The organism is Cloacibacterium sp. Arc13, assembly GCF_041431305.1.
GTDB lineage: Bacteria > Bacteroidota > Bacteroidia > Flavobacteriales > Weeksellaceae > Cloacibacterium > Cloacibacterium caeni_B.
In genome coordinates this window covers 1-25039 of the sequence record NZ_JASMRM010000022.1, presented here as the reverse complement: position 1 = coordinate 25039, position 25039 = coordinate 1, and the positions used below count along the sequence as shown (strand labels likewise).

At 32.8% G+C, this 25039-nt stretch carries 22 protein-coding genes; 8 read left to right on the top strand and 14 right to left on the bottom strand.

Annotated elements, in window-relative coordinates; translation table 11 throughout:
• A partial coding sequence (locus tag QO190_RS12640) for an acyl-CoA carboxylase subunit beta (protein ID WP_371463605.1) occupies positions 1-1628 on the bottom strand: 1628 nt, incomplete at its 3' end.
• Positions 1629-2067: 439 nt separating this feature from the next.
• On the opposite strand from QO190_RS12640, the gene QO190_RS12635 reads away from it, so the two are divergent.
• The 4 genes from QO190_RS12635 to QO190_RS12620 all read left to right on the top strand — a co-directional run bounded on the left by QO190_RS12635 (position 2068) and on the right by QO190_RS12620 (position 5426).
• Positions 2068-2961, top strand: a complete 894-nt coding sequence (locus tag QO190_RS12635) for a DMT family transporter (protein ID WP_371463604.1) — start codon at positions 2068-2070, stop codon at positions 2959-2961.
• 21 nt (positions 2962-2982) lie between these two features.
• A complete protein-coding gene (locus QO190_RS12630) occupies positions 2983-4062 on the top strand; it encodes a PorV/PorQ family protein (protein WP_371463602.1) in 1080 nt (359 codons plus the stop codon).
• Positions 4063-4298: 236 nt separating this feature from the next.
• Positions 4299-5078 carry a hypothetical protein gene (locus tag QO190_RS12625; protein WP_371463600.1) on the top strand — a complete coding sequence of 260 codons (780 nt, stop codon included), beginning with the start codon at positions 4299-4301 and terminating at the stop codon, positions 5076-5078.
• 6 nt (positions 5079-5084) lie between these two features.
• Positions 5085-5426 carry a hypothetical protein gene (locus QO190_RS12620; RefSeq protein ID WP_371463598.1) on the top strand — a complete coding sequence of 114 codons (342 nt, stop codon included), beginning with the start codon at positions 5085-5087 and terminating at the stop codon, positions 5424-5426.
• On the opposite strand, the gene uvrC is transcribed toward QO190_RS12620, so the two are convergent.
• The 6 genes from uvrC to QO190_RS12590 form a co-directional block, all read right to left on the bottom strand.
• Complete coding sequence (uvrC, locus tag QO190_RS12615) at positions 5413-7206, bottom strand: excinuclease ABC subunit UvrC (RefSeq protein WP_371463596.1); 1794 nt, start codon at positions 7204-7206, stop codon at positions 5413-5415. The two genes, QO190_RS12620 and uvrC, sit on opposite strands and share 14 nt — an antisense overlap.
• Positions 7207-7391: 185 nt before the next feature.
• A complete protein-coding gene (tnpA, locus tag QO190_RS12610) occupies positions 7392-7856 on the bottom strand; it encodes an IS200/IS605 family transposase (RefSeq protein WP_371463595.1) in 465 nt (154 codons plus the stop codon).
• A gap of 104 nt (positions 7857-7960) precedes the next feature.
• A complete protein-coding gene (locus QO190_RS12605) occupies positions 7961-8479 on the bottom strand; it encodes a TonB-dependent receptor plug domain-containing protein (RefSeq protein ID WP_371463594.1) in 519 nt (172 codons plus the stop codon).
• 19 nt (positions 8480-8498) lie between these two features.
• The gene (locus QO190_RS12600) at positions 8499-11636 is read right to left on the bottom strand and encodes a UvrD-helicase domain-containing protein (protein WP_371463593.1); all 3138 of its coding nucleotides are present in this window, start codon (positions 11634-11636) and stop codon (positions 8499-8501) included.
• A gap of 88 nt (positions 11637-11724) precedes the next feature.
• On the bottom strand, positions 11725-11982 hold the full coding sequence (locus tag QO190_RS12595; protein WP_371463592.1) for a hypothetical protein: 258 nt from the start codon (positions 11980-11982) through the stop codon (positions 11725-11727).
• A gap of 1 nt (position 11983) precedes the next feature.
• Positions 11984-12331, bottom strand: coding sequence for a hypothetical protein (locus tag QO190_RS12590; protein ID WP_371463590.1), 348 nt, complete (start codon positions 12329-12331; stop codon positions 11984-11986).
• A 200-nt stretch (positions 12332-12531) separates the two neighbouring features.
• On the opposite strand from QO190_RS12590, the gene QO190_RS12585 reads away from it, so the two are divergent.
• On the top strand, positions 12532-12882 hold the full coding sequence (locus QO190_RS12585) for a helix-turn-helix domain-containing protein (protein ID WP_371463588.1): 351 nt from the start codon (positions 12532-12534) through the stop codon (positions 12880-12882).
• A gap of 223 nt (positions 12883-13105) precedes the next feature.
• On the opposite strand, the gene groL is transcribed toward QO190_RS12585, so the two are convergent.
• From groL to QO190_RS12565, 4 genes are all read right to left on the bottom strand, one after another.
• Positions 13106-14734: a chaperonin GroEL gene (gene groL, locus QO190_RS12580; protein ID WP_371463607.1), complete on the bottom strand. Its 1629-nt coding sequence runs from the start codon at positions 14732-14734 to the stop codon at positions 13106-13108.
• A gap of 117 nt (positions 14735-14851) precedes the next feature.
• Complete coding sequence (gene groES / locus QO190_RS12575; RefSeq protein WP_371463587.1) at positions 14852-15130, bottom strand: co-chaperone GroES; 279 nt, start codon at positions 15128-15130, stop codon at positions 14852-14854.
• A 187-nt stretch (positions 15131-15317) separates the two neighbouring features.
• A complete protein-coding gene (locus tag QO190_RS12570; protein ID WP_371463586.1) occupies positions 15318-17702 on the bottom strand; it encodes a M1 family metallopeptidase in 2385 nt (794 codons plus the stop codon).
• 113 nt (positions 17703-17815) lie between these two features.
• Complete coding sequence (locus tag QO190_RS12565) at positions 17816-18391, bottom strand: HupE/UreJ family protein (RefSeq protein ID WP_104794212.1); 576 nt, start codon at positions 18389-18391, stop codon at positions 17816-17818.
• Positions 18392-18455: 64 nt separating this feature from the next.
• On the opposite strand from QO190_RS12565, the gene QO190_RS12560 reads away from it, so the two are divergent.
• Positions 18456-18956: a DUF6702 family protein gene (locus QO190_RS12560; protein WP_371463585.1), complete on the top strand. Its 501-nt coding sequence runs from the start codon at positions 18456-18458 to the stop codon at positions 18954-18956.
• Here QO190_RS12560 and QO190_RS12555 read toward each other — a convergent pair.
• From QO190_RS12555 to radA, 3 genes are read right to left on the bottom strand one after another with little or no spacing between them, the layout of a single operon-like run.
• Positions 18913-19533: an ACP phosphodiesterase gene (locus QO190_RS12555; protein WP_213190464.1), complete on the bottom strand. Its 621-nt coding sequence runs from the start codon at positions 19531-19533 to the stop codon at positions 18913-18915. The genes QO190_RS12560 and QO190_RS12555 overlap by 44 nt on opposite strands.
• A gap of 27 nt (positions 19534-19560) precedes the next feature.
• The gene (locus QO190_RS12550) at positions 19561-19875 is read right to left on the bottom strand and encodes a hypothetical protein (protein ID WP_371463584.1); all 315 of its coding nucleotides are present in this window, start codon (positions 19873-19875) and stop codon (positions 19561-19563) included.
• A 12-nt stretch (positions 19876-19887) separates the two neighbouring features.
• Positions 19888-21237 (bottom strand): DNA repair protein RadA, encoded by a 1350-nt coding sequence (gene radA / locus QO190_RS12545; protein ID WP_371463582.1) that lies wholly within the window; start codon positions 21235-21237, stop codon positions 19888-19890.
• A 106-nt stretch (positions 21238-21343) separates the two neighbouring features.
• Here radA and QO190_RS12540 point away from each other — a divergent pair, with 106 nt between their 5' ends.
• Positions 21344-22951 carry a CTP synthase gene (locus QO190_RS12540; protein WP_371463580.1) on the top strand — a complete coding sequence of 536 codons (1608 nt, stop codon included), beginning with the start codon at positions 21344-21346 and terminating at the stop codon, positions 22949-22951.
• Between the two features lie 147 nt (positions 22952-23098).
• A complete protein-coding gene (gene yidC / locus QO190_RS12535) occupies positions 23099-24904 on the top strand; it encodes a membrane protein insertase YidC (protein WP_371463578.1) in 1806 nt (601 codons plus the stop codon).
• Positions 24905-25039 lie beyond the last annotated feature (135 nt).

Here is a 25039-nt window from a genome sequence, read left to right as displayed (position 1 = left end):
TATACTTGAATTACTCCCAAATTAAACTTATCTGTAATAGGAGAATTATTTGCAACTTCTATTCCTGCAGATATCCATTTTCTGGTGTCTAACGGATTGATAATAGCATCTACCCAAATTCTAGCTGCCGAATATTCTACTTTTATTTGTTTGGTGTAGTTTTGAGTGATTTTTTCTACAAGTGCATTATGTTCTTCTGTTGTAATTTCCTTTCCTTGTTTTTTGAGAGTAGATTCTTGAATTTGAACCAAAACTTTTGCTGCTTGTGAGCCTCCCATAACGGCTAATTCTGCCCAAGGCCATGACACGATAAATCTAGGATCATATGCTTTTCCGCACATGGCATAGTTCCCTGCTCCGAAGGAGTTTCCTGTAATAATTGTAAATTTTGGAACTACTGAGTTGGCAACTGCATTTACCATTTTTGCACCGTCTTTGATGATTCCTCCATGTTCTGATTTAGAACCTACCATAAATCCAGTTACGTCTTGTAAAAAAACCAAAGGAATTTTTCTTTGATTACAATTGGCTATAAATCTAGTGGCTTTATCTGCAGAATCTGAATAAATAACACCTCCAAACTGCATTTCACCTTTCCCAGATTTTACCATTTTTCTTTGATTGGCTACAATTCCTACTGACCAACCATCGATTCTTGCGGTGGCGCAAATAATAGTTTTGCCATAATCTGGCTTGTATTCTTCGAATTCTGATTGATCTACAAGTCTTTTAATGATTTCATAAGTGTCATATTGTTCTGCTCTAGAAGCGGGAATAATACCAAAAATTTCTTCTGGATTTTCTTTAGGAGGAAAACTTTCTGTCCTATCAAATCCTGCTTTTTCGAAATCACCAATGGATTTCATAATGTTTTTAATTCTGTCTAAAGCGTCTTTATCATCTTTGGCTTTGTAATCTGTAACTCCAGAAATTTCGCAATGTGTAGTTGCTCCACCTAAAGTTTCATTGTCAATATTTTCACCGATTGCGGCTTTTACCAAGTAACTTCCAGCTAAGAAAATAGAACCTGTTTTATCTACAATCATTGCTTCATCACTCATAATTGGGAGGTAAGCTCCACCTGCAACACAACTCCCCATAATGGCAGAAATTTGGATGATTCCCATAGAAGACATTTTTGCGTTATTTCTAAAAATTCTACCAAAATGTTCCTTGTCTGGGAAAATTTCGTCTTGCATAGGAAGATAAACACCTGCAGAATCTACCAAATAAATGATGGGCAGTCTGTTTTCCATGGAGATTTCTTGTGCTCTAAGGTTTTTCTTTCCTGTAATTGGGAACCAAGCTCCTGCTTTTACGGTAGCATCATTGGCTACAACGATGCATTGTTTACCTGAAATTTTACCAATTTTTACAACTACTCCAGCACTTGGACAACCACCATGTTCTTCATACATTTCGTGGCCTGCAAAAGCCGCTATTTCTATCGCTTCATCATCATTATCAAGTAGATAAGCGATACGTTCTCTAGCGGTGAGTTTACCTTGTTCGTGCTGTTTTTGTAAAGCTTTTTCTCCGCCACCTTTTTTGATTTTGGCGTAGAGTTGATTAATTTCTGAAAGCCTGAGTTTATTAGTGTCTTCGTTTTTATTGAATTGTAAGTCCATAATTTATTTTGTGTCTCTAAAAATACACATTTTATAAAAAATAAGAAATGAATTCTGAATGAGATGTACCATAAATTTAAATTTAACTCTGAAAGTGTTTTTATGACCGAACTGCGCCCGTGATGGAGCCATTGTTGGAGCTCTCCCGAAATGAAATGGGAATGAATTTGGCTTTTCGGGAAGCGACTGGCGACAGCACGAAATTGGCGCCAAAAAAAATAAAAATTTAACTAATTTTTAAGAAATATTGAATCTTGTTTTTCCGTTATTGATAAAAAGAATTTAATGATTTATTTTTCCTAATTAGTTTTTATAGTTTATTATTTGAGCAACGCCCCGAATTTTCGAAGAAAATTCGGGGCGTGTTTATAGGAATGAATTGAGGAAAGCCAATGATAAATAGAAAATTAATGATATTTTTGTACTGAAAATTTGAGATATGTATAAAACTTCTACTTTTAGGCTTCATTTGATTGTTTTTTTATGGGGATTTACTGCTATTTTGGGGAAACTGATTCATGCGAATGCAGAAGTTTTGGTTTTCTACAGAATGCTATTTGCATCGGTTTTTCTCTATTTATTCATTAGGATTATCAAAAAAGACAGCATAAAAGTTTCTAAGAAATTGCTCTTAAAATTAGTAGGAATAGGAAGTTTAATGGCATTTCACTGGTTGTTTTTTTTCAGTTCTATTAAGGTTTCTAATGTATCTATTGCGCTGAGTTGTCTGGGAACATCTACCTTGTTTGCCGCACTATTAGAACCTCTAATTTTTAAAAGAAAAATAGACCTTTCGGAGATTGTGATGGGAATCGTGATTGTGATTTGTATTTCCTTAATTTTCAAAGTAGAATTTCAGTACAAATTAGGAATTATTTACGGGTTAATTTGCGCTTTACTCGGAACTATTTTCTCTGTTTTTAACGGAAAATTATATGGCAAAACATCATCTGGAAACATTATTTTCTATGAAATTTTCGGAGGATTTCTAGTGATTAGTTTGTATTATGTTTTTTCTGGTCAAATTTCACAAATTGGCGAAATAAGTTACCGTGATTTAGCGTTATTAACCTTATTGGCGAGTGTTTTTACAGCATATCCTATGTTTGAATCAGTGAATTTGATGAAGTACATTTCACCATTTACCTTGATTCTTACAGTAAATTTAGAGCCTATTTATGGAATTATATTGGCTTTTTTTATTTTTGGAGAATCAGAAAAAATGAGTGCTGTTTTTTATGGAGCATCTTTGGTTATGATTTTGGCAATTGTTATTAACGGAGTCATTAAAGCAAGAAAAAAATCTAAAGAAATAGCGATAGAAAACACTTAAAAGTGATATTAAACAAATTTGATGAAAAAATATTTACTTCTTTTAACCTTTTTGTCAGTCATTGGCAACGCACAAATCGTAAGAAAATATTCTAACGAATTTCTCAATATTGGAGCTGGAGCCAGAGGTTTAGCAATGGGAGGCGCTGTGATTTCTAATCAGAATGATGTCTATGCTCCGATGTGGAATCCAGCTGGTTTAACCGAAGTAGAAAGTGATTGGCAAGGTGCAGCAATGCACGCAGAATATTTTGAATCTATTGCGAAATACGATTATATTTCTTTCGCCAAAGCGCTCGATTCTAAAGATGGAGTTTTGGGAATTTCTATTGTGAGATTGGGAGTGGATAATATTTTGAACACTACTCAGATGATAGACTCCGAAGGGAATATTGATTATGATAAAATTTCTAAATTTTCTACTTCAGATTACGCGGGAATTATTTCTTATGCTTTTCGTCCTGGTGGAAACCAAAAACTAAGTGTTGGAATTAATGCCAAAATAGTTTACCGAAATATTGGGAAATTTGCCAATGGTTTTGGGTTTGGATTTGATGCAGGAGCTATTTATCGCGCAGATTCTGGTTACCAATTTGGAGCTATGCTGAGAGATGCCACTACTACGGTTAATTTTTGGAGTATCAACCAAAAAGAATTATCAGCAGTAGTAAACGGAGAAGAATTCAATCCCGCTCCAAAAGATAAAATGGAAATAACCATGCCTAAACTTAATCTAGGCGTTTCCAAAAATTTCGAAATTAACAGAGATTTAGAATTATTGCCAGAAGCCGGTCTTAATGTAGATTTTGCCAAAACCGCTGCAGTAATTTCTACCGATTTTGCAAGTATTTCGCCTTATTTGGGTGCGGAACTCAGTTTCCAGAAAATGATTTTTGTAAGAGCTGGTCTCAATAGATTCCAAACAGTAACCGATATAGAAGACCTAAAACGCAAAGTTTCTATGCAACCAAGCGCTGGAATTGGCATCAAATACAAGGGACTTACGCTAGATTACGCCATCACCAATACAGGAATTGGCGGCAGCAATTATTTCTCGAATTTCTTTTCTCTGAAATTGGATATGAGGGATTTTAGATATTAGAAGCAACCCGTTTTCAGTTTTTAATCACGTTTTCACCTGCTTTCGCCACTCGCTTTTTTGTTTTTTTTAGATTCTTCGAATTCTCTCAGAATGACAAAAAAAAACAAAAAGAGCTCAAACAAAGGCTCAATCAGGGCTATTTTTCACTTTCATTTCTTCGTAAGCACGTTTTTCAGAAAATTAATTTCATTAGAACTTATTTATTTTTTACATTTACTTCACTAAAATTTCTCACAATGAAAAAATCATTTGCACTTGCTTTCTTGTTTTTCACTCTTATATTTTCCGCTCAAAATATTACCGATTACGAATACATTTATGTTCCTAAAAAGTTCAAAGATTTTGAAGCAAATGAATATAATCTCAATACCCTTTTGAAAAAAGCTTTAGAAGGGAAAAAGTATAAAGTAATTCAAGATGACATTGTAAACTGGCCCTTAGAATTAAGACAAAATCCTTGCAAAGTTTTAAATGTAGATTTACTTAATGATTCTAACATGTTCAGAAACCGACTGAAATTACAGTTTTCGAATTGCGAGAAAAACGTAGTTTTTGAAACTAAAGGAACTTCTATGATTAAGGATTTCGAGTTAGGCTATCAAGACGCGATGAATATTTCACTCAAAAATTTACAAAATTCTCAACCCAAAGAAATAGAAATTTTAGCAAAACCAACTGAAAAAATTGCAGTAGAAGCTGTTGTAGAAAAGCCAGTTCAGGCTGTAGTAACTTCTACAAATTCTGCAACTCCAGAAGTTTCTAAAAAAGCAGAAAGTTATAGCAATGGAACGATGAGTTTCCAAAAAATTCAGATTTCTAAAGATCAATTCATTTTGGTAAGTTCTAGTAGTTCTGTTCCTTTTGCTACGTTTAAAAATACAACAAAATCAGATGTTTACAGAGTAATTTTAGAAAACGGAGCTTCTACCATTGGTTACACAGAAAACGGAAATTTAGTCATAGAAATCCCAACCAGCGATGGAAATTACAAAAAAGAAGTTTTTGTAGCTAAATAGTTAAAAATGAATTCTAAAAATATCACTTGGTTGATTACTATTATAGTTGCATTAATTTTTTCTTATTGGCTATTTTTTGCGAACATTTTTATAATCACAAGTGAAGAAAGACTGAAAATAACTTTAGAAACTAAATTTTACTCTTTTATTTTTGGGAAAACTATTATTGGAATTATTTTAAGTTTAATTGCAACTTTAGCAATATTCATTATTCATAGTTTAATAAGACTTTTTACCAAAACAAAAATTTTTAACGCTAAAAGTTATCTTTACTTTTTTACTTATTTTTTAATTTTTAGTGCAGTTTCGTTAGTATATTTCTTTTATGAAATTTTTAATTTGAATTAAAAAACTCCCAAACTACTTTCCCTTTCTGTTTACCAAGAATTTCTTCTAGAGTTTCTAGGTTGGCTTCTTTCACCCGTTTTACAGATTTTAGTTTTTTAAGAAGCAATTCTATGGTTTTTTCGCCAACTCCAGGAATTTCTTCTAACTCAGATTTTATGGTATTGTTGGTTCTGCGTGTTCTGTGATGTTTCACACCAAAACGATGAGCTTCGTCTCTCACTCTCTGTAAAACTTTTAGCGTTTCAGATTTTTTGTCTAAATACAACGGAATTGGATCTTCTGGAAAGAAAATTTCTTCCAAACGTTTTGCAATTCCCACAATCGTAATTTTTCCGTACAAACCTAATAATTTCAAACTTTTCACCGCAGAAGAAAGTTGACCTTTTCCTCCGTCAATCAAAATCAGTTGCGGAAGATTTTCGCCTTCATCCAGCATTCTTTTGTAACGTCTGTAAATCACTTCTTCCATCGTCGCAAAATCATTCGGACCTTCCACTGTTTTTACGTGAAAAATTCGGTAATCAGATTTACTTGGTTTTCCATCCTTAAAAACAACACAAGCAGAAACAGGATTACTCCCTTGAATATTAGAATTATCAAAACCTTCAATATGTCTTGGTTCTACAGGCATTCGCAAAAGTTTTTGCATTTCTGCCATAATTCTGTTGGTGTGTCTTTCTGGATCTACTATTTGAACTTGTTTCAGTTTTTCGAGTCTGTATTCTTTAGCATTTTTTTCAGAAAGTTCTACAATTCGTTTCTTATCGCCCACTTTCGGAACGATGAGTTTTATATTCGGAATTTCTATATTCAAGTGAAAAGGAAGCAAAATTTCTTTGGATTCCGAAGCGAATTTTTGTCGGATTTCTATGAGTGCTTCTTCCAAAATTTCTTCATCGGTTTCTTCCAGCATTTTTTTGATTTCAGTAGTGAAACTTTGGACAATATTTCCGTTTCTGATTTTAAAGAAATTCACATAAGCTGCAGTTTCATCACTCGTCATCCCGAAAACATCTACATCATCAATGTTTGGATTTACAACGGTATTTCTCGCTTGGTAATCTTCTAAAATATCTAATCTTTCTTTTACATTTTGTGCCGCTTCAAACTCTAAATTGGCGGCAAAACGAAACATTTCGTCTTCTAAATATTTCCTCGCTTTTCGGAAATCTCCTTTGATAATTCCACGGATGGCGTCTATTTTTTCATCATAACTTTCCAGACTTTCTAAGCCTTCACAAGGACCTTTGCAATTTTTGATGTGGTATTCTAAGCAAACTTTATATTTTCCGTCTTCAATTTTTTTCGGGGCCAAATCTAAATTACAAGAACGAATTTTATACAAATTTTTAATCGTTTCCAATAAGATTTTAGCAGGACGAACTTTGGCATAAGGTCCGTAATATTCACTTCCATCTTTGATGATGGTTCTAGTCAAAAAAACACGCGGGAAATTTTCGTTTTTAATACAAATCCAAGGATAGGTTTTGTCGTCTTTCAACATCACGTTGTAAAACGGTTGATGTTCTTTTATCAGATTATTTTCTAATAAAAGCGCGTCATATTCAGAGTTTACAACGGTCGTTTCTAATCGTACGATTTTAGAAACCATAATTCTGGTTCTGTAACCGTTTTGATTTTTGTTGAAATAAGAAAGCACTCTTTTCTTCAAATTTTTAGCTTTTCCTACATACAAAAGTTGTCCGTTTTTATCGTAATAACGGTAAACTCCGGGTTCTGAAGGAAGTGTTTTGAGTTGAAGTTCGAGGTTTGAATTCATTGAACAAAAATAGTGAAAAAGTATTGAGATACGGGATTCGTGTTTCGAGATTTTTAACTCGAAAAATTTTATAAAATTTTGAAAATTTGTTATCTATTTTTATTTAGCATGAATTAGGCTCCGTAGGAGCCAAAGGTTTGTAGGATATTCAGCGTATAAAAGTTGAGCTCCGTAGGAGCGAAAGGTTAATCATAAAATTCAAACAAATATTTTTCATCAAATTCCACATCAAATTTTTTCAAAAATTCTAAATATTCTTGTCTAAAACTTTTCTTCTGATGATGTTCTTTTTGATTCAAAATATACTTTACAACATTATCTATTTGACTTTTAGAATATGAAAATGCGCCATAACCTTCCTGCCAATGAAATTTTCCAATAAACCAATTTTCTTCATTAATTATTTTTGAAGAATTTGATTTAATATCTCTTACAAAATCTGAAATTTTGATGTCTAATTTATTAAATCCAACCAATAAGTGAATATGATCAGGATTTGCATAAATTGCTAATAATTTTTGTTCTTTACTTCGTATAATTCCAGTAATATATTGTTGAAGTCTTTCTCTGTGAGATTCTAAAATTTGAGATTCTCTGCTTTTTACAGCGAAAATAAATTGAATGTAAATTTGTGAATAGGTGTTTGCCATTTTTGGGTTAGTTTTTGGTGTCGCTCCTACGGAGCTTTTTTTGATATCACAAATATTTCTACAAACCTTTGGCTCCTACGGAGCCGACTTTCAAAACAATAAATTTATTTTGTTTCCATTGCTTCAATATAAATGGCTTTTCCTTTTGGCAAAAGAACAGGTTCAACAAATGGTTGTTCATCAAGAATTTTCACAGAAATGATGGCAGATTTATCAAGCAAAAGATATTCTTTTTCGTCAACGAAATGTTTGTTGAGCACAATTGGCAAGAATTGGTCTGCTTTTGAAATTTTAAATTCTTTAACAATATTTTTAAAATTTAGAAATTGAGTATTTGGTTTAGTTTTAAAGATTAAAACTCCATTTTTTGCTCTATAACCATATAATCCCGTTGCTCTTTCTCCTTTTATAACATTAATACTTTCAATGTTTTGAACATTAATAGCAGAGCAATCAGAAAAAGTTGGCATTCCGTCAATTACATAAAGTACATTTTGGAAGTTATTGTTATCTCGTATTTTTACATTCTGAGAGTTGTTAGAAATAATTTTTTCAAGGTTATTTTCTTGAGCAAAACTCATTTGAGTAAAAGACAAAGCAAGGAAAAATAATAATTTTTTCATGGTATTAATTTTTATAAAGTTACAAATAAATCAATTCAGTTCCACCAATTTTTCTGCCGAGATTTTCCATCGCTTTTTGGTATAAATCAATTTGTTTTTTGTGTTTTTCTGACGGATTTCCGGTTTTAAAATCGATGATAAACCAAGTGTCATCTATTTTTACCATTCGGTCTGGTCTGTAGGTTTTTCCTTCAATTAACAATTCTCTTTCGCTTAAAACTTCTTGATTTTCTGTAAAATATTTGGGATATTTTTCAATGATTTCAAAAATTCTATAGGCAATTTCAGATTTTTCAGTTTCGGTGATTAATCCTTCTAAAAGATATGATTTCAAAACTTTTTCTACATCATTTTTAGTATTGATTTTTGCTAAAATTTCGTGGGTGAAAATTCCGTTTCTTACTTTTTCGTTTCTTTCTTGGTAGTTTCTGGAAGGTGTTGCGATGGTAATATTCGCAGATTTCTCGTGCTTTTGAGTCAAAGAAGAAATTTGTTGAGAAACGTGTTGTTTTTCTTCTTTTTTACTTTGTTTTTTCAGCGTATTTTCATCAATTTTAAAAATATCAAAACTGTCTGCATTTTCTACATTTTTAGATTTTAAAAAATCATAAATTTCAATATTTGATGGATTTTCGTTTCCGTTTTTATCTCTAGTTGGTTTTTGAACATAAAGAAACAATTGTTCTACAGGTCTGGTTGTGGCTACATATTGCAGGCACAATCTATCGATGAAATTTTTGTAAGCATTTTCTTCGTTAAATTCAGAAATTTGGTCATCGTACGTTTGTAGTTTTTTCTCGAAACCTCCAATATTTACCGATTTCAAAGCGGTATTTTCTTCCAAAGAAAACCAATCTTGAATTTTACTGTCTTTATGCGCATTTTCCATCGGAAGAAATACAATCGGAAATTCTAAACCTTTCGCTTTATGAATAGTCATCAATTGTATGGCATGAATATTTTCCGAAGCTTGAATGCTTGTGTTTTTGCCTTCTTCTTCCCAAAAATTGAGGAAATCTTTCAAAGTTGCACCCGCATTTTGCGTGTAATTGTAAAGCAATTCCAAAAAATTGAGCAAAAAATCGGTTTCTTTATCTTTTACCGAAAATTCGTGGATGTAATATTCTATAAAATTGTACAAATTAAGATGCGGAAAATCTTCCTGTTTCAGCGCAACTCCATATTTTTCTTTGATGAAGGTTTCAATATCTTTTTTGTTTTCGATGTCTAAAATCTGCTTCATTTCTACCGAAAAATCCTGCATTGTTATTCTGCCAGATTTGTTTAATTCATACATCATTTTTACCAAAAATCTTCTGTTTTTAGGAAAAGTTTCCCAATACAAAAACTGAATCAAAGCACGAAGCGTTCCCGAAAGTTCAAGTGTTAAACCTTTTTCAGAAATGGTTTTAATGTAGGTTTCTTCGCCTTTGTAATTCACTTTTAGATTTCCCAACAATTTAGAAAAATTGAAAATATCATTATTTCCTCGGCAAAGAATGGTGATGTCGCTAAATTCAAAACCATTATTGATGCACTCTTGCAAATCTTGTTGCATTTTTTCGGTGCAATCTTGGTAATAAATTTCCTTCAAATCATTTTCTAAAAAATGTACTTTCACTCTGCCTTCTTTTCTAGAAAAAGCGGTTTGTTCTGCATTTTTTCCGAATAATTTGGCGTGTTCTTCATTCAGGTAACTTCCGTAAAAATGATACAATTCATTATTGAATTTCACAATGTTTTTAGCACTTCGGAAGTTTTGTTGAAGCGTCTCAATTTCTACTTCAATTGGCGAAAAATCTTTTTTATTGATAATGTCGAGCATTATTTCTGCATTTCCGCCACGGAATCTGTAAATACTTTGTTTCGGGTCGCCAACTAACGTAAAACTAGAATTTTCGGTAGCGATATTGTGGTCACGAAGCGGAAGAAAATTCATCCATTGCAACGCTGATGTATCTTGAAACTCATCAAAAAAATAATGCTGAAACTGTGTTCCTACTTTTTCATAAATAAATGCAGAAGGTTCATTGCGCAGATTTTCATTAATCAAAACATTGAATTTTGAAAGCAAAACCAAATCGTTTTCATCTTCAATGAGTTGTAATTGGTCTTGAATTTCTTTATTGACTTTCAAAGGTAAGAGTGCTCGTAAAATTTTCTCTTTTTTCTCTCCAAGAATATAATTTTGAATAATTTTTTTGCGATTTTCAATTAAAGTTTCTAAAATTCCGAAAATTTCAGATTCTTTCTTTTTACCTTTTGCAGAAGCACCTTTTTGAAAATTTTCTAATGTTCCAATTTCTTTTTCTTCAGATTCATATAATAAAGGCTCTTCCTTTTCTTCAAATTTTTTAAAAAAACTACCAATCCCGTTTGTTTTTCCTCCAGCAAAATCTTCGATTTCCAAACCGTTGTTTTTTATCAATTCTAAAGAATATAGGGCAATTTTTTTAGAATTTTCTTTCAGTTCTTTAATCTCAGTTCTGATGTTATTTTTGGTGTTTTCATAAGCTTTCCAATCGAAATCTTTATTTTCTTCGAGCCAATGATAATGCTTGTCATTCACAAATTCTTTGGCAGAATCTAACAAAGTTTTATTGATGTTGACACGTTCGTTTTGGTCAAGACTATAATTTACATAATCCAAAAAAGCTTCGGAAATTTGTTCGTTTTCGCCAATTTTATTGAGCATTTGATCCACCGCTTCAATCAGAAAAGGTTCTGGCTGAATTTCGAGATTAAAATTCTGCGCCAAACCCAATTCATAAGAAAAACTTCTCACCAATTTTGCGTTGAATTTATCAATCGTTCCGATGTTTAAAGTAGAGTAGTTGTGCAAAATATAATCCAACACTTTCTGTGAACGGTGATGCAAATCGTCTAACGTAATTTTCTTGCCTTGTTCTTCAAATTTTTGTTGAATTCCGAGCAATTTATCGTTTTCGGCGTAGTTTTCTTGTGTAAATTCCTTGAGCCAAGAAAGAATTCTTTCCTTCATTTCGTTGGCTGCTTTATTGGTAAAAGTGAGCGCCAAAATATGACGAATAGCGTCTTTTTGATATGGATTTTCAAGGCAAATCATCAACACTCTTTGTACCAAAGTGTAAGTTTTACCAGAACCGGCAGAAGCGTTGATGGCGATGTATGGTTTCATTTTACTAATTTCTTGAAATTTTTTGGAAATAAAAAATCCGTTCAATTTTTTTGAACGGATTTTTACCATAGTTGGAATGTTTGATAGTCTATACTTTTTCAATTTTTTCTAACCATCCATCAATTTTTGCTTCATCTAATAAAGTGTCCATTTCTTTGAATGTTGGAATCCTTGCTTGACCTCTTTGTGGTCTTAAGCGATTTAGTTCATCTCTCCAAATGAATCTATAACCAAATTCGCTTGTTCCATTTTCATAAATATATTGACACCATTGAAAACAAAGTTTCCAGTCTTTATGAATAATGTTTTTGGGGACTTCTTTAATTATTTTAACTCTTGATTTCATGTTATTGTTTAAAAAGTTCAACATAGATTTCTCCTTCTGTGTTTTTTTGAGCGGTGTAATAATAATTATTTCTTCTTGTGTAGGGACGATTAAACCAATCGGGTTGAGTTAGTTCTATGGTTGCATCACAGCCACAAGATTTATTTTCTTCATTTCTTGAAGATTGTCTAATGTTAGTTATTTTTATAGATTTTTCTATATTAGCCATTTGTAAAGAGTCTCCGCCATGAAACCTTCCTAATATTATATCTTTTACGGTAAGTAACACATCTTTGTCATCACACTCTGGGGTTTGTTTATTGCAAGATATTATGGACAATAACGGAATAATAAATAAAATTCTTTTCATGTTAAAAATTTTTGTAAAAGTAAATAAGTGATTTTGATTAAAATTACGGGAAACCGTAATGTAATATTTTTTGTTTTTCTTAAGTTAGTTTTTTCAAATTTACCACCATGAAAAGCAATTATTGAGATTAGAATTACTAACACAAGAAAAAAATTACTAATTCCAAAAATTATTTTTACATTTGAGTAAAATATTTAGAAATGAGTTTAGGAGAAAAACTAAAACAAGCAAGACTTACCAAAAACTTCTCACAAGAATATATGGCAGAAGTTTTACAAATTTCGCAGAAAACATATTCTAATTTCGAGAACAATAAAACAAAACCAGATTTTAGCCAAATAGAAGAAATTTCTAAAGTTTTAGAGACGAGTATTTTAGAGTTTTTATCTGGCGAGAATATGTCTTTTTATCAAAATAATTCAGGTGTTAATAATGGTTTTGTAGTTAATAACTTGTCCGAAAAATTAATAGAGCAATACGAATTGAGAATTAAAAAATTAGAAGAAGAAAACAAATATTTAAAAAGTCTTCTTGATAAATTTGTAAAATAGAATTTATATTTTTCACATAGCGTTCCTACGGAACGCCTTTTTTGTGCTTACTTTTTTCTACACACATTACGTTCCTACGGAACGAGAAAATTATAAAAAAATCCGTTCAAAAAAAATTGAACGGATTTAATATAATTTATAAGCGGATTGCTTCGTCAGTCGTTGTACTCCTTCCTCGCAATGACGTTTTTCGAGTCTTCCATCTTCCGACTTCTAACTTTTATTACATCATTCCAGGCATTCCTCCTCCCATTGGTGGCATTGCACTTTCAGGTTTTGGAACTTCTGTGATTACACATTCTGTAGTTAATAGCATTCCTGATACAGAAGCTGCGTTTTCTAAAGCAACTCTGGTTACTTTGGTTGGGTCTATAATTCCAGCTTCTAGCATGTTTACATACTCGTCAGATTTTGCATTATAACCGAAATCTCCACTTCCTTCGGCTACTTTAGCTACAATTACAGAACCTTCACCACCTGCATTTGCTACAATTTGTCTCAACGGTTCTTCAATCGCTCTTTTTACGATTTTGATACCAGTAGATTCGTCTTGATTAGCTCCAGAAAGGTTTTCTAATGCAGCAATTGCTCTTACTAAAGCAACACCACCACCAGCTACAATTCCTTCTTCTACAGCAGCTCTAGTTGCGTGAAGTGCATCATCAACTCTGTCTTTTTTCTCTTTCATTTCAACTTCAGAAGCAGCACCTACGTAAAGTACAGCAACACCTCCAGCTAATTTAGCCAATCTTTCTTGCAATTTTTCTTTATCGTAATCAGAAGTAGTAGATTCCATTTGAGCTTTGATTTGGTTTACTCTACCTTTGATTTCTTCTTCGTTACCAGCACCGTTTACGATGGTTGTATTGTCTTTGTCTATAGTTACTTTTTCTGCTCTACCAAGCATTTCAATCGTAACATTGTCCATATTGAAACCTCTTTCTTCAGAAACTACTTGTCCACCAGTTAAGATGGCAATATCTTCTAACATTGCTTTTCTTCTGTCTCCGAAACCTGGAGCTTTAACGGCAGCAATTTTAAGAGAACCTCTCAATTTGTTTACTACTAAAGTTGCTAAAGCTTCGCCTTCTACTTCTTCAGAAATAATTAAAAGAGATTTTCCTTGTTGAGCAACTGGTTCTAGAACTGGTAATAATTCTTTCATTGAAGAGATTTTTTTCTCAACCAAAAGAATGTAAGGATTGTCTAGTTCAGCCACCATTTTCTCAGCATTGGTTACGAAATATGGAGATTGGTAACCTCTGTCGAATTGCATACCTTCTACTACATCTACGGTAGTATCAGTACCTTTTGCTTCTTCTACAGTGATTACACCTTCTTTACCTACTTTAGAGAACGCTTCAGCGATTAATGAACCGATAGTATCGTCATTATTTGCAGAAATAGAAGCTACTTGTCTAATTTTTTCGGCAGAATCACCTACAGATTGAGATTGAGATTTAAGGTTTTCAACAACTGCAGTTACCGCTTTGTCGATTCCTCTTTTTAAATCCATAGGATTAGCACCAGCTGCAACGTTTTTAAGACCTTCTCTTACGATAGCTTGAGCTAAAACAGTAGCAGTAGTAGTACCGTCACCAGCAATATCATTGGTTTTAGAAGCAACTTCTTTCACCATTTGAGCACCCATGTTTTCTACTTTGTCTTCTAGCTCAATTTCTTTTGCTACAGAAACACCGTCTTTAGTTACGTGAGGAGCACCGAAAGCTTTTTCAATCACTACGTTTCTACCTTTTGGTCCTAAAGTTACTTTTACTGCATTTGCTAATGCATCAACACCTCTTTTTAGAGCGTCTCTTGATTCAATATCGAATTTAATTTCTTTTGCCATAATATTTTTACTTTTTGGCTGTCTGCTTTCTGCTTTCAGCATTTAAAATTATAAAGTTTAAAAATTTCAAAAAACATCAACAATCTTTGCTGATCGCTGATTGCCGATAGCAGAATGCTATCCAAGAATTCCTAATAAATCACCTTCTCTTACAATTAAATAATCTTTACCGTCTAGTTTTAATTCTGAACCGGCATATTTACCGTAAAGAACTCTATCGCCAACTTTTACTGTCATTGGTTCGTCTGGTTTTCCGTTGCCAACAGCAACTACAGTTCCTTCTTGTGGTTTTTCTTTTGCGGTATCAGGGATGATGATTCCTGAAGCTGTTTTAGTTTCTGCTTGTACAGGTTCTACTAAAACTCTGTCTGCTAATGGTTTAAAATTTACTGACATATGTATAATTATTTTTAAATTTTCTGTGATAGAATTCTCCAATTTTGTGCCAATGGCAATTCTGCAATATAAATTGAAAATTGAGAGATAATTTGGCAGATTTTTCTCAAAATGAAGTGAAATTTTGGCAGAAAAAAGCCACTCATTTTTTGTGAGTGGCTTCAGGGTTATATCAATTATTTAAGGTTTAATTTTTCTTTCCTGCGGCTTGCATTGGGTTTACCATTCCAGCAGCAGCTCCTCTTCTTCTGTTTTCTTGGTTCTGTTTGAACACTTGGAATTTAGAAGTGCTTTCTGGTGTAACTTTATCAGCAGTCCATAGGTTATTAGTGGTGTCAATATCGGCAGTTTCTAACATTGGGTCTAATTGAATTGACTTTAATTTTTTGTCAAAATAGTATGTTTTAGAAACTTTTTTCTCGTCTGATCTCCAAATTTGTGCTGGGATTTTATCGTTTAATTTAGTTCCATCATCGAAAGTGAATTCTAAAATAATTGGCATTACCATTCCTCCTTTGTTAGAGAAGTCAATTTGGTAGCCTGTGATATTTTTTAGACTTTCTCTTTCTTTAGTGTCAAGATTTTTCGGAGCTTCACCTTTGATGGTGTATTCTTTTTGAGTGTCTACTTTTTCTAAACCTCTTGCGTATCTCCAATAGAAGTCTCTTAAAGATTGGTCTTCATCAGTTTTGAAAGTAATTTTCTTATCTTCTTTATTTCTGATTTTAGAAATATCTTCGAAGTCATTTACTTGTGGTTCGTCTACTTTGTATTTAAAATCTCTAGCTTGTGGTTTTCCGTCAAAATCTGGAGTTGCAACAGTAACTTTGTCAATGGCTATGTCTACTGCATCTGTGCTGTAGAACCATCCTCTCCAGAACCAATCTAAATCTTCACCAGACGCATCTTCCATCGTTCTGAATAAATCTGCAGGTTCAGGATGTCTGAACGCCCATCTTTTAGAATATGTTTTGAAAGCTTTGTCAAAAAGTTCTCTTCCCATGATGGTTTCTCTCAAAATATTAAGCCCAGTTGCAGGTTTTGCGTAAGCATTCGGACCGAAATGAATAATGTTTTCAGAATTGGTCATAATAGGCTCTAATTGGTCTTTTGGCAGTTTCATATAGTTCACAATGGTGTGAGCTGGTCCTCTTCTTGAAGGGAATTTATTATCCCAAAGTTCTTCGGTAAGATATTCTACAAAAGTATTAAGACCTTCATCCATCCAAGACCATTGTCTTTCGTCTGAATTAATAATCATTGGGAAGAAATTATGTCCTACTTCGTGGATAATTACTCCAATCATTCCGTTTTTAATTCCTTCTGAATAGGTTCCGTCTTTTTCTGTTCTACCATAGTTGAAACAAATCATAGGATATTCCATACCGTTTGACGCTTCTATAGATTGTGCTACTGGATATGGATAAGGAATCGTGAATTCTGAATACGTTTTAATCGTATGAGCTACTGCTTTAGTAGAAGATTTTCTGTATAAATTGTATGCTTCCTTAGGGTAAAGACTCATACACATTACTTTATTGTTATTTTCTTCAATCAATTGTGGCATTGCGTCCCAAATAAATTTTCTAGAAGAAGTCCATGCGAAATCTCTTACATTTTCTGCTTCGAAAGTCCAAGTTTTTCTATTTTTTGATTTAGATTTTTCTGCTTTTTTAGCTTCGTCTAGTGTAACAATTTCTATCGGCTCTTTAGTATTTTGCGCTTTTTGCCATCTTGCAAACTGTTCAGCGGTTAAAACTTCTGAGAAATTTTTTCCAGAACCTGTAGAAGCTACAATATGGTCAGCAGGAACATTCATATTTACTTTGAAATTCCCAAAAGTAAGGGTGAATTCTCCACGACCTGTAAATTGGTGATTTTGCCAACCTTGATTGTCGGAATACACACAAAGTCTAGGATACCATTGTGTCATGGTAAAAAGGTGGTTGCCATCTTCAGGGAAGAATTCATAACCGCCTCTTCCTCCTTGCTTCATTCTGTCTGGAATATTATAGTTCCAATCGATTTTAAATTTAAAAGTTTCCCCTTTTTTTAGTTTTTTAGGTAAATCTATTCTCATCATAGTTTTATTCACCACATAAGAAAGCGCATTACCATTAGCATCAGTTACTTTTTCTAAATTAATCCCGAAACCATTATCTTTTACGGGTAATTCAGTAGCTTTTAATCTATCAGATGAAATTTGTTTAGCTAGAGTAGAAGAAGATTGATAACCTGCATCTTTAGTGTTGCTCGTGTCATTTTCATCTAATTGTAACCAAAGATATTCTAATTCGTCTGGTGAGTTGTTGTAATAAGTAATTGTTTCGGAGCCTTTTAGATTAAGTTTGTCCTCGTCTAAATAAGCGTTGATTTCATAATCAGCACGTTGTTGCCAATATTCATGGCCAGGTGCTCCAGAAGCGGTTCTGTAACTGTTTGGCGTAGGTAAAATAGTACCTAATTGTTCGAATTTATTCCCATGATTGCTCCCAGGATTATTCTGGTGATTTTGGGCAGAAGTACTTACGAAAGCGTAAAGAAAAACAAAAATACTTAGAACTTTTTTCATTATAAATTTTTAAACTTTATTGATTTGTTAACAAATATAAAAATTTGTTACAACTAAGCATGTTTTTTTTATAAAAAATAACTGTTATTATTGTTTTATGCAGATAAAATTGGTTAAGGAATCCTTTCTAATGCCATTTTTAGGGCGAAAATGAAGATAGGAACAGATATAATGTAAATCCAAATTTTATTAGAAAGCTTTAAAACCTCCGAGAAAATATAATGTATGAATAGTGCGATGGCTACGACTACAATTTGCCCTAATTCAAGTCCTACATTAAATCCAAATAACGGTAAAGTAATGTCTTGTTCACTTGCGAGCATCATTCTTACAGAATTGGCAAAACCCATTCCGTGAATTAAACCAAATAATAAAGCCAAATAATAATTGAGTTGTATGAGTTTTTTCTCGTTTTTAGAAAAAATAATGTTGTCTAAAGCAGTGAAAACGATAGTGCAAGGAATTAAAAATTCTACCCAATCAGAAGGAAATCTGAAGACGTCTAATGCGCTTAAAACCAAAGTTAAAGAGTGCCCAATCGTAAATGCAGTTACTAGAATTAAAACTTTTTTCCAATCTCTAAAACTGAAAATAGCAATGAGTGCCAAGATGAATAATTGATGATCTAGAGCGTCTTTTGAGATGATGTGTTCCCAACCTAATTGTAAATAAAATAAAAAATCTTGCATGTTTTAATATTTGAGTTACGAAAATAATGATTAATTTCGGAACGGATTTTGAAATAATGAATGCATGAAAAAATTCTTCTTACTTTTTACTTTTTTACTGGCTTTTGTAGTTTCGGCGAAACCTATTCATCCTTATCATGTTGGTTCGGTGGAAATTAATTATAATGCTAAAACCAAAACTTTTGAGATTTCTGCCAAATTTTTTTTAGACGATTTAGAAAATAGTCTTAATGCCAAGTATAATAAAACGTTACACTTTGGCGAAGAAAAAAGTAAAGCAGGATTAGACCAAGCTCTAGAAAATTATTTTGCAGAATATTTTAAATTGAAATCAAATAATAAATTCCTGAAAATCAATTATTTAGGCTTTGAAGAAGATAAAGAATCTGTCAATGTTTATCTAGAATCTGAGGCGACAGAAATGCCTAAAAAAGTAGAAACCGCAGTGAGTTTATTGTACAGTTTTTTTGATGATCAAATGAACATAGTTCACATTATTGTAAATGGCGAACGAAAAAGTTCTAAACTAAACTATCCGGATCGATATCTGTATCAGATGTTTTAAAATTATCATTCAAGGAAATACAGAACTGATGTAAATCTGGGAAAAATTCTTCGTAGCAAGAGCGCAAAAACTCTTTGTGATGCTGGAAAAAACCATAAACAGGAATAGAATTGTCCAGATATTTTGCTTTATTCAAGACATTATTAATGCTGTATTCCATTCCCCAATCAAAACGATAATTATAGAGCCAATTGTCTTTTTCCATTCTAGGAAGGACTTTTCTGAAATTTTCAGGTAAAATGGCTTCGTGATTATTGAGAACTTGATAAACATGAGCAGTGAAATCCCGCCATTCTTTGGCAGATTTTACATTTTTATCATTGGCTAAAAAATAATCAAAAACCACATCTACGAAAGCGCCAGAATACAATCTTACAATCGGTTGGAAAACGGTTTTGGCTTCTAAAACTTTTGGGTGAACATCCGTAAAAGCATCAATAGCTCTATGTAGCGTAATTCCTTGCTGAATTCCTTCTGATAAATGATCTCGCTTTTTATTTTTAATAAAATCACCAATCAAATTCCCCACGATTTGCTCATCGGTAAAAGAAAGGTAAGTATGTGCAAGGAAATTCATTTAGTCTAGAATTGTCTATTAAAGTTATTAATTATTATTTTCAAATTTAAAAAAATTATTAATTACAAGTCTCGAAAATATAATGCCGAGAATAATACTGACTATAATAAAAATAATTAAATGATTACTATTTGGTTCAGGGCCTACATGATGCATAATGTCATCCATATATAAAAATTTCATCCAAAATGGAGGAGTTCCTGCTTCTGGAGAATGATAGGTACAAGCATCTGGAAATGGTAATTTTGGAGAAATTATATAAAAATCTAGATACCCAATTAATACTCCACAAATTATTGTAAAAATTGGAATGAAAAGCCAATAAAGAAAATATTTTTTCATTTTTAGAATTCTTTAAAAAAGTTTTTCGTGGAACTCTTCTATTTTACTTACTTCTTCTATTCTAATCCCGAATTTTCTTTTAGGAATTTTGTTGAGGTTGGAAACAAAAATCTTTTCGTAGCCCAATTTTTCAGCTTCCGAAATTCTTTGTTCAATTTGAGGAATGGGTCTGATTTCTCCACTCAAACCTATTTCTCCAGCAAAACAATATTTCTCTGAAATGGCTAAATCTTCGTTGCTGCTCAAAACAGCTGCGATTACCGCCAAATCAAGGGCAGGATCGTCTGTTTTTATTCCACCGGTAATGTTCAGGAAAACGTCTTTTGCGCCCAACATAAAACCAGCGCGTTTTTCTAATACAGCAAGAAGCATGTTCAGTCTTTTACTGTCAAAACCAGTACAGCTGCGTTGCGGAGTTCCGTAAACGGCAGTAGAAACCAAAGCTTGAATTTCTAGAAGCATCGGTCTGTTTCCTTCTAAAGTAACGGCAACTGCATTCCCAGAAAGTTCTTCAAATTTTTTGGTGATTAAGATTTCCGAAGGGTTTTTAATTTCTTTTAAACCTTGAGTCACCATTTCATAAATTCCAATTTCTTGTGTAGAACCAAAGCGGTTTTTCTGAGCTCTTAGCAATCTGAAAAGGTGATTTCTGTCTCCGTCAAAATTAAGAACTACGTCTACCATGTGTTCCAGAACTTTTGGGCCAGCAATTTGTCCGTCTTTGGTAATGTGACCGACTAAAATAACTGGAATATTTTTTTCTTTGGCAAATTTTATCAATTCTCCAGAACATTCTCTAATCTGCGAAACCGTTCCTGCAGCACTTTCTAGCAATTGAGATTGTAAAGTTTGAATAGAATCTACAATCATCAAATCTGGCTGAAGATTTTTGGCTTCCATCAATATTTTTTCGATAGAAGTTTCGGTGTATAGGAAACAATTTGGATTTTGAATATCAGTAATTCTGTCGGCACGCATTTTAATTTGCGAAGCGCTTTCTTCACCAGAGACATACAGAATTTTCTTCTTCATTTTTAAGGCAAGTTGGAGTAGAAGCGTAGATTTACCGATTCCAGGTTCGCCACCAATGAGAATAACGGAGCCTAGAACAATTCCGCCTCCTAAAACACGGTTCAGTTCTTCTGAAACAGTTTTCAGACGAATTTCTGTTCCTGTTTCTACTTCGGTAATGTTAATGATTTTTTGTTTCCCGCTTCCTAGAATATCATAGTGAGAAGATTTTTTTTCTACAATTTCTTCTACTAAAGTATTCCACTCTCCACAGTTTTTGCATTGTCCGTGCCATTGCGGATATTGCGTTCCACATTTCTGACAATAGTATGCTGTTTTTATTTTTGCCACAGATTTATAATTGATAAATGATGTTGCAATTTACAGAATTTTTGAAATAATTAATCGTTTTTGGGACTTTAGTCAAAATCCATTAACTTTGCACAAACCTAATCTAATGAGTAAAAAGAATACCAAATACATCTTTGTGACAGGAGGTGTAACTTCGTCTTTGGGAAAAGGCATTGTTTCGGCTTCACTTGGCCTGCTTTTAAAATCCCGAGGATTTAATGTAACCATCCAAAAGCTTGATCCTTACATTAATATAGACCCAGGAACGCTTAATCCTTATGAGCATGGAGAATGTTATGTAACTGAAGATGGCGCAGAAACCGACCTAGATTTGGGTCACTATGAAAGATTTCTAGATTCTGCCACTTCACAGAATAATAACGTTACTACAGGAAAAATCTATCAAACCGTAATAGAAAAAGAAAGAAAAGGCGATTTTCTAGGAAAAACCGTTCAGGTAATTCCGCATATTACGAATGAAATAAAACGCAGAATAAAAATTCTTGCTAAAGAAAATTACGACATCATCATTACAGAAATTGGCGGAACAGTAGGCGATATAGAATCATTACCTTATATAGAAAGTGTTCGTCAATTAAGATGGGAGCTCGGCGAAAATAATTCTATGGTCATTCACCTTACCTTGCTTCCTTACCTTGCTGCAAGTGGCGAATTGAAAACCAAGCCTTCTCAGCATTCTGTAAGACAATTAATGGAAAGCGGAATTCAAGCAGATGTTTTGGTGTGCAGAACAGAGCATAAAATCACCAAAGAAATTAAAGCTAAACTGGCACAATTCTGTAACGTTCCTGCGGAAAATGTAATCGAAAGTATAGATGTAGAAACGATTTATCAAGTTCCGTTAGAATTACAAAAACAAAAATTTGATGAAGTGGTTCTTAAGGAATTGGCTTTGCCAATGAATCAAGAATCTGATTTGAAAGATTGGAAAAACTTCCTTAAAAAATATAAAAATCCTAAGAAAAAAGTAGAAATCGCTTTAGTTGGAAAATATGTTTCGCTTCAAGATTCCTATAAATCCATTGCCGAAGCATTTATTCATGCAGGAGCTTCGCAAGATACAGAAGTGAAACTGAGATGGGTTTACAGTGGTGATTTAACCGAAGAAAATTTAGCGGAAAATTTCAAAGGAGTTGATGGAATGCTTATTGCTCCAGGTTTTGGAGATAGAGGAATAGAAGGAAAAATTTTGGCAGCTAAATTTGCTAGAGAAAATAAAATTCCACTTTTGGGCATTTGTTTAGGAATGCAGATTATGACCATCGAATTTGCGAGAAATGTTTTGGGGTTAAAAGATGCCAATTCTGCAGAATTTGATTTAACGACTAAAAACCCTGTTATTTCTTTAATGGAAGAACAAAAAAATGTAGTAGATAAAGGTGGTACCATGAGGTTGGGCGCTTGGAAATGTCAATTAAAACCTCACACTAAACTTATAGAAATCTACGGAAACAAAAATATTACCGAAAGACACCGTCATCGCTACGAGTTTAACTCAGATTATTTAGAAGATTTCGAGAAAAATGGCTTGTATGCTTCGGGAATTAATCCAGATACTAAATTAGTAGAAACTTTGGAGCTGAAAAATCATCCGTTTTATATAGGTGTTCAATATCATCCAGAATATAAAAGTACTGTAGCTACACCACATCCGCTGTTTGTAGCTTTGGTGAAAGCAGCTACAGAAAAATAAATCTTAAACTCTCATTTTTTGAGAGTTTAATTTTTTAGAAATGACAATCTGACAAAAAATTCATATTTTTGTCACCCAAATTAAAAAGGAATGCTATTTGAGAAAATTAAATCTCAAATCTTAAATTTCAAATCTTAAATTAAAGTAATGCAAAAGAATAACGGATTAGATAAAAATCAACTGATTAGTTTTGTGATTTTTTCTGCCATTTTTATGGCTTTCATGTTTTATTTTCAAAACAAACAATCAGACGAAAAACAAGTAGCAGATGCTAAAGCAAAAACGGAGCAAAAAGTAGCTTCTAAAACTATTGCTAACAATATTAATGCTACAGTAAATGCAGCTGCAATAAAAAATGTTACGGTAAAAAATAAAGAGCTTACCTTAGAATTTGCAAGTTTGGGAGGTCAGCTTTCGTCTGTAGAAATTAATCAATACAAAGCTTATAATGCTAAAACCGATAAGCATGATTTGCCACTTTATTTAATAGAAAAAAATAATTCTAGCTACGGATTTCAGTTTAAAGATAAAACAGGAAAGGTTTTCAATACAAAAGATCTAGTTTTTGTACCTAGTGTAAAGGATAACACTGTTACCATGACCGCTCAAGTTTCTGGTGCTACAATTCAGTATGTGTATCAACTTTTAGATAATTATACTTTAGATTTTAATGTTAAAACTCAAGGTTTATCTTCTATTGTTACAGATGAAAAAGCAGATTTCCACTGGAATTACACTGTAAGAGGAATGGAAAAAGGGCGTTCGCAAGAGCAAACCCATTCAGAATTTAATTATGCTTTTGATAATTACGGTTCTACCGATTATGATACAAACGGATTTGAAGAGCCAGAAGAAACCCTAAATTGGTTAGCAGTAAAACAACAGTTTTTTGCTTCTATTATAGAATCTACTAATGGTTTTACTCATGCTAAAGGAACTCAAGAAACCATAGAAAAAGGAGAATTTTTGAAAAAGTTCAATTTTGAAGGTCAAGTAAAATTGGCAGGAAATGAATTGAATCAAAATTTCAAATGGTATTTCTTACCACTTGATTTGCCGTTACTTAAAAAGTTTGAAGGAAAAGAATTTGATACGATATTACCTTTAGGTTGGAGTTTCATAGGAACTTTGAACAGAATCTTCTTTGTGCCAGTTTATAACTGGTTATCTGATTGGGGAATTCCTGCAGGTTGGGTAATTTTCTTAATGACTATTGCCACTAAACTTATCTTGTCTCCAGTGATGTTTAAGCAGCACAAATTAAGTGCGATGATGAAGGTGGTAAAGCCAGAAATAGAAGAAGTTACAGAGAAATTTAAAGGTCAAGAAAACGCAATGAAGCGTCAACAGGCAATTATGGAAATTTACAGAAAAGCTGGAATTAATCAAATGGCGGGCTGTTTACCAGCGCTGGTTCAGATTCCTATTTTCTATGCGCTTTTCCGTTTCTTCCCGAATATGATTGACTTAAGAGGAAAAGGGTTCTGGTTTGCAAATGACCTTACCGCTTATGATGATTTAATTAAATTGCCATTCCATATTCCATTAATCGGGGAGCATATCAGTATTTTTGCGGTAGCATGTACCATCGTAGTTTTGATTTATACAATCATGACTTCTGGGCAAATGCAACAACCGCAGCAAGAAGGAATGCCAGATATGAGAATTATAATGTATATTTTCCCAATTACATTCTTCTTCTTCCTGAACACCTCTTCTTCTGGACTTTCTTGGTATTATTTTGTGTCAAATGCTTTAAATATATTAATTATCCTTGCGATTAAATATTGGATTTTAGATGAAAAGAAAATTCATGCTCAGATTCAACAAAATAAATCTAAAGCACCAAAACCAGAAGGAAAATTTCAGAAACGTATGCGTGAAATGATGGAAAAAGCTCAAGAACAACAAAAAATGCAAGAAGAGCAACGCAAAAAGCCAAATAAAAAATAATTCAGTTTAAAAATAGAAAAAGTCGGTTAAAAAATTAACCGACTTTTTTATTGTATTTAATGTCTAGTCCTGAAATAGCGATACACAAAAAAACATCGTTATGCAAGAACAACAAGAAATGCTTTATTTAAAGCG

What these genes read in the sequence shown, in the direction of transcription:
- QO190_RS12595 (WP_371463592.1), bottom strand. Translation starts at nt 11,982, where the DNA reads ATGAAATCAAGAGTTAAAATAATTAAAGAAGTCCCCAAAAACATTATT.
- QO190_RS12625 (WP_371463600.1), top strand. Translation starts at nt 4,299, where the DNA reads ATGAAAAAATCATTTGCACTTGCTTTCTTGTTTTTCACTCTTATATTT.
- groL (WP_371463607.1), bottom strand. Translation starts at nt 14,734, where the DNA reads ATGGCAAAAGAAATTAAATTCGATATTGAATCAAGAGACGCTCTAAAA.
- QO190_RS12585 (WP_371463588.1), top strand. Translation starts at nt 12,532, where the DNA reads ATGAGTTTAGGAGAAAAACTAAAACAAGCAAGACTTACCAAAAACTTC.
- QO190_RS12560 (WP_371463585.1), top strand. Translation starts at nt 18,456, where the DNA reads ATGAAAAAATTCTTCTTACTTTTTACTTTTTTACTGGCTTTTGTAGTT.
- QO190_RS12570 (WP_371463586.1), bottom strand. Translation starts at nt 17,702, where the DNA reads ATGAAAAAAGTTCTAAGTATTTTTGTTTTTCTTTACGCTTTCGTAAGT.
- QO190_RS12555 (WP_213190464.1), bottom strand. Translation starts at nt 19,533, where the DNA reads ATGAATTTCCTTGCACATACTTACCTTTCTTTTACCGATGAGCAAATC.
- QO190_RS12565 (WP_104794212.1), bottom strand. Translation starts at nt 18,391, where the DNA reads ATGCAAGATTTTTTATTTTATTTACAATTAGGTTGGGAACACATCATC.
- uvrC (WP_371463596.1), bottom strand. Translation starts at nt 7,206, where the DNA reads ATGAATTCAAACCTCGAACTTCAACTCAAAACACTTCCTTCAGAACCC.
- groES (WP_371463587.1), bottom strand. Translation starts at nt 15,130, where the DNA reads ATGTCAGTAAATTTTAAACCATTAGCAGACAGAGTTTTAGTAGAACCT.
- QO190_RS12630 (WP_371463602.1), top strand. Translation starts at nt 2,983, where the DNA reads ATGAAAAAATATTTACTTCTTTTAACCTTTTTGTCAGTCATTGGCAAC.
- QO190_RS12620 (WP_371463598.1), top strand. Translation starts at nt 5,085, where the DNA reads ATGAATTCTAAAAATATCACTTGGTTGATTACTATTATAGTTGCATTA.
- tnpA (WP_371463595.1), bottom strand. Translation starts at nt 7,856, where the DNA reads ATGGCAAACACCTATTCACAAATTTACATTCAATTTATTTTCGCTGTA.
- QO190_RS12540 (WP_371463580.1), top strand. Translation starts at nt 21,344, where the DNA reads ATGAGTAAAAAGAATACCAAATACATCTTTGTGACAGGAGGTGTAACT.
- QO190_RS12600 (WP_371463593.1), bottom strand. Translation starts at nt 11,636, where the DNA reads ATGAAACCATACATCGCCATCAACGCTTCTGCCGGTTCTGGTAAAACT.
- QO190_RS12605 (WP_371463594.1), bottom strand. Translation starts at nt 8,479, where the DNA reads ATGAAAAAATTATTATTTTTCCTTGCTTTGTCTTTTACTCAAATGAGT.
- QO190_RS12590 (WP_371463590.1), bottom strand. Translation starts at nt 12,331, where the DNA reads ATGAAAAGAATTTTATTTATTATTCCGTTATTGTCCATAATATCTTGC.
- QO190_RS12550 (WP_371463584.1), bottom strand. Translation starts at nt 19,875, where the DNA reads ATGAAAAAATATTTTCTTTATTGGCTTTTCATTCCAATTTTTACAATA.
- yidC (WP_371463578.1), top strand. Translation starts at nt 23,099, where the DNA reads ATGCAAAAGAATAACGGATTAGATAAAAATCAACTGATTAGTTTTGTG.
- QO190_RS12635 (WP_371463604.1), top strand. Translation starts at nt 2,068, where the DNA reads ATGTATAAAACTTCTACTTTTAGGCTTCATTTGATTGTTTTTTTATGG.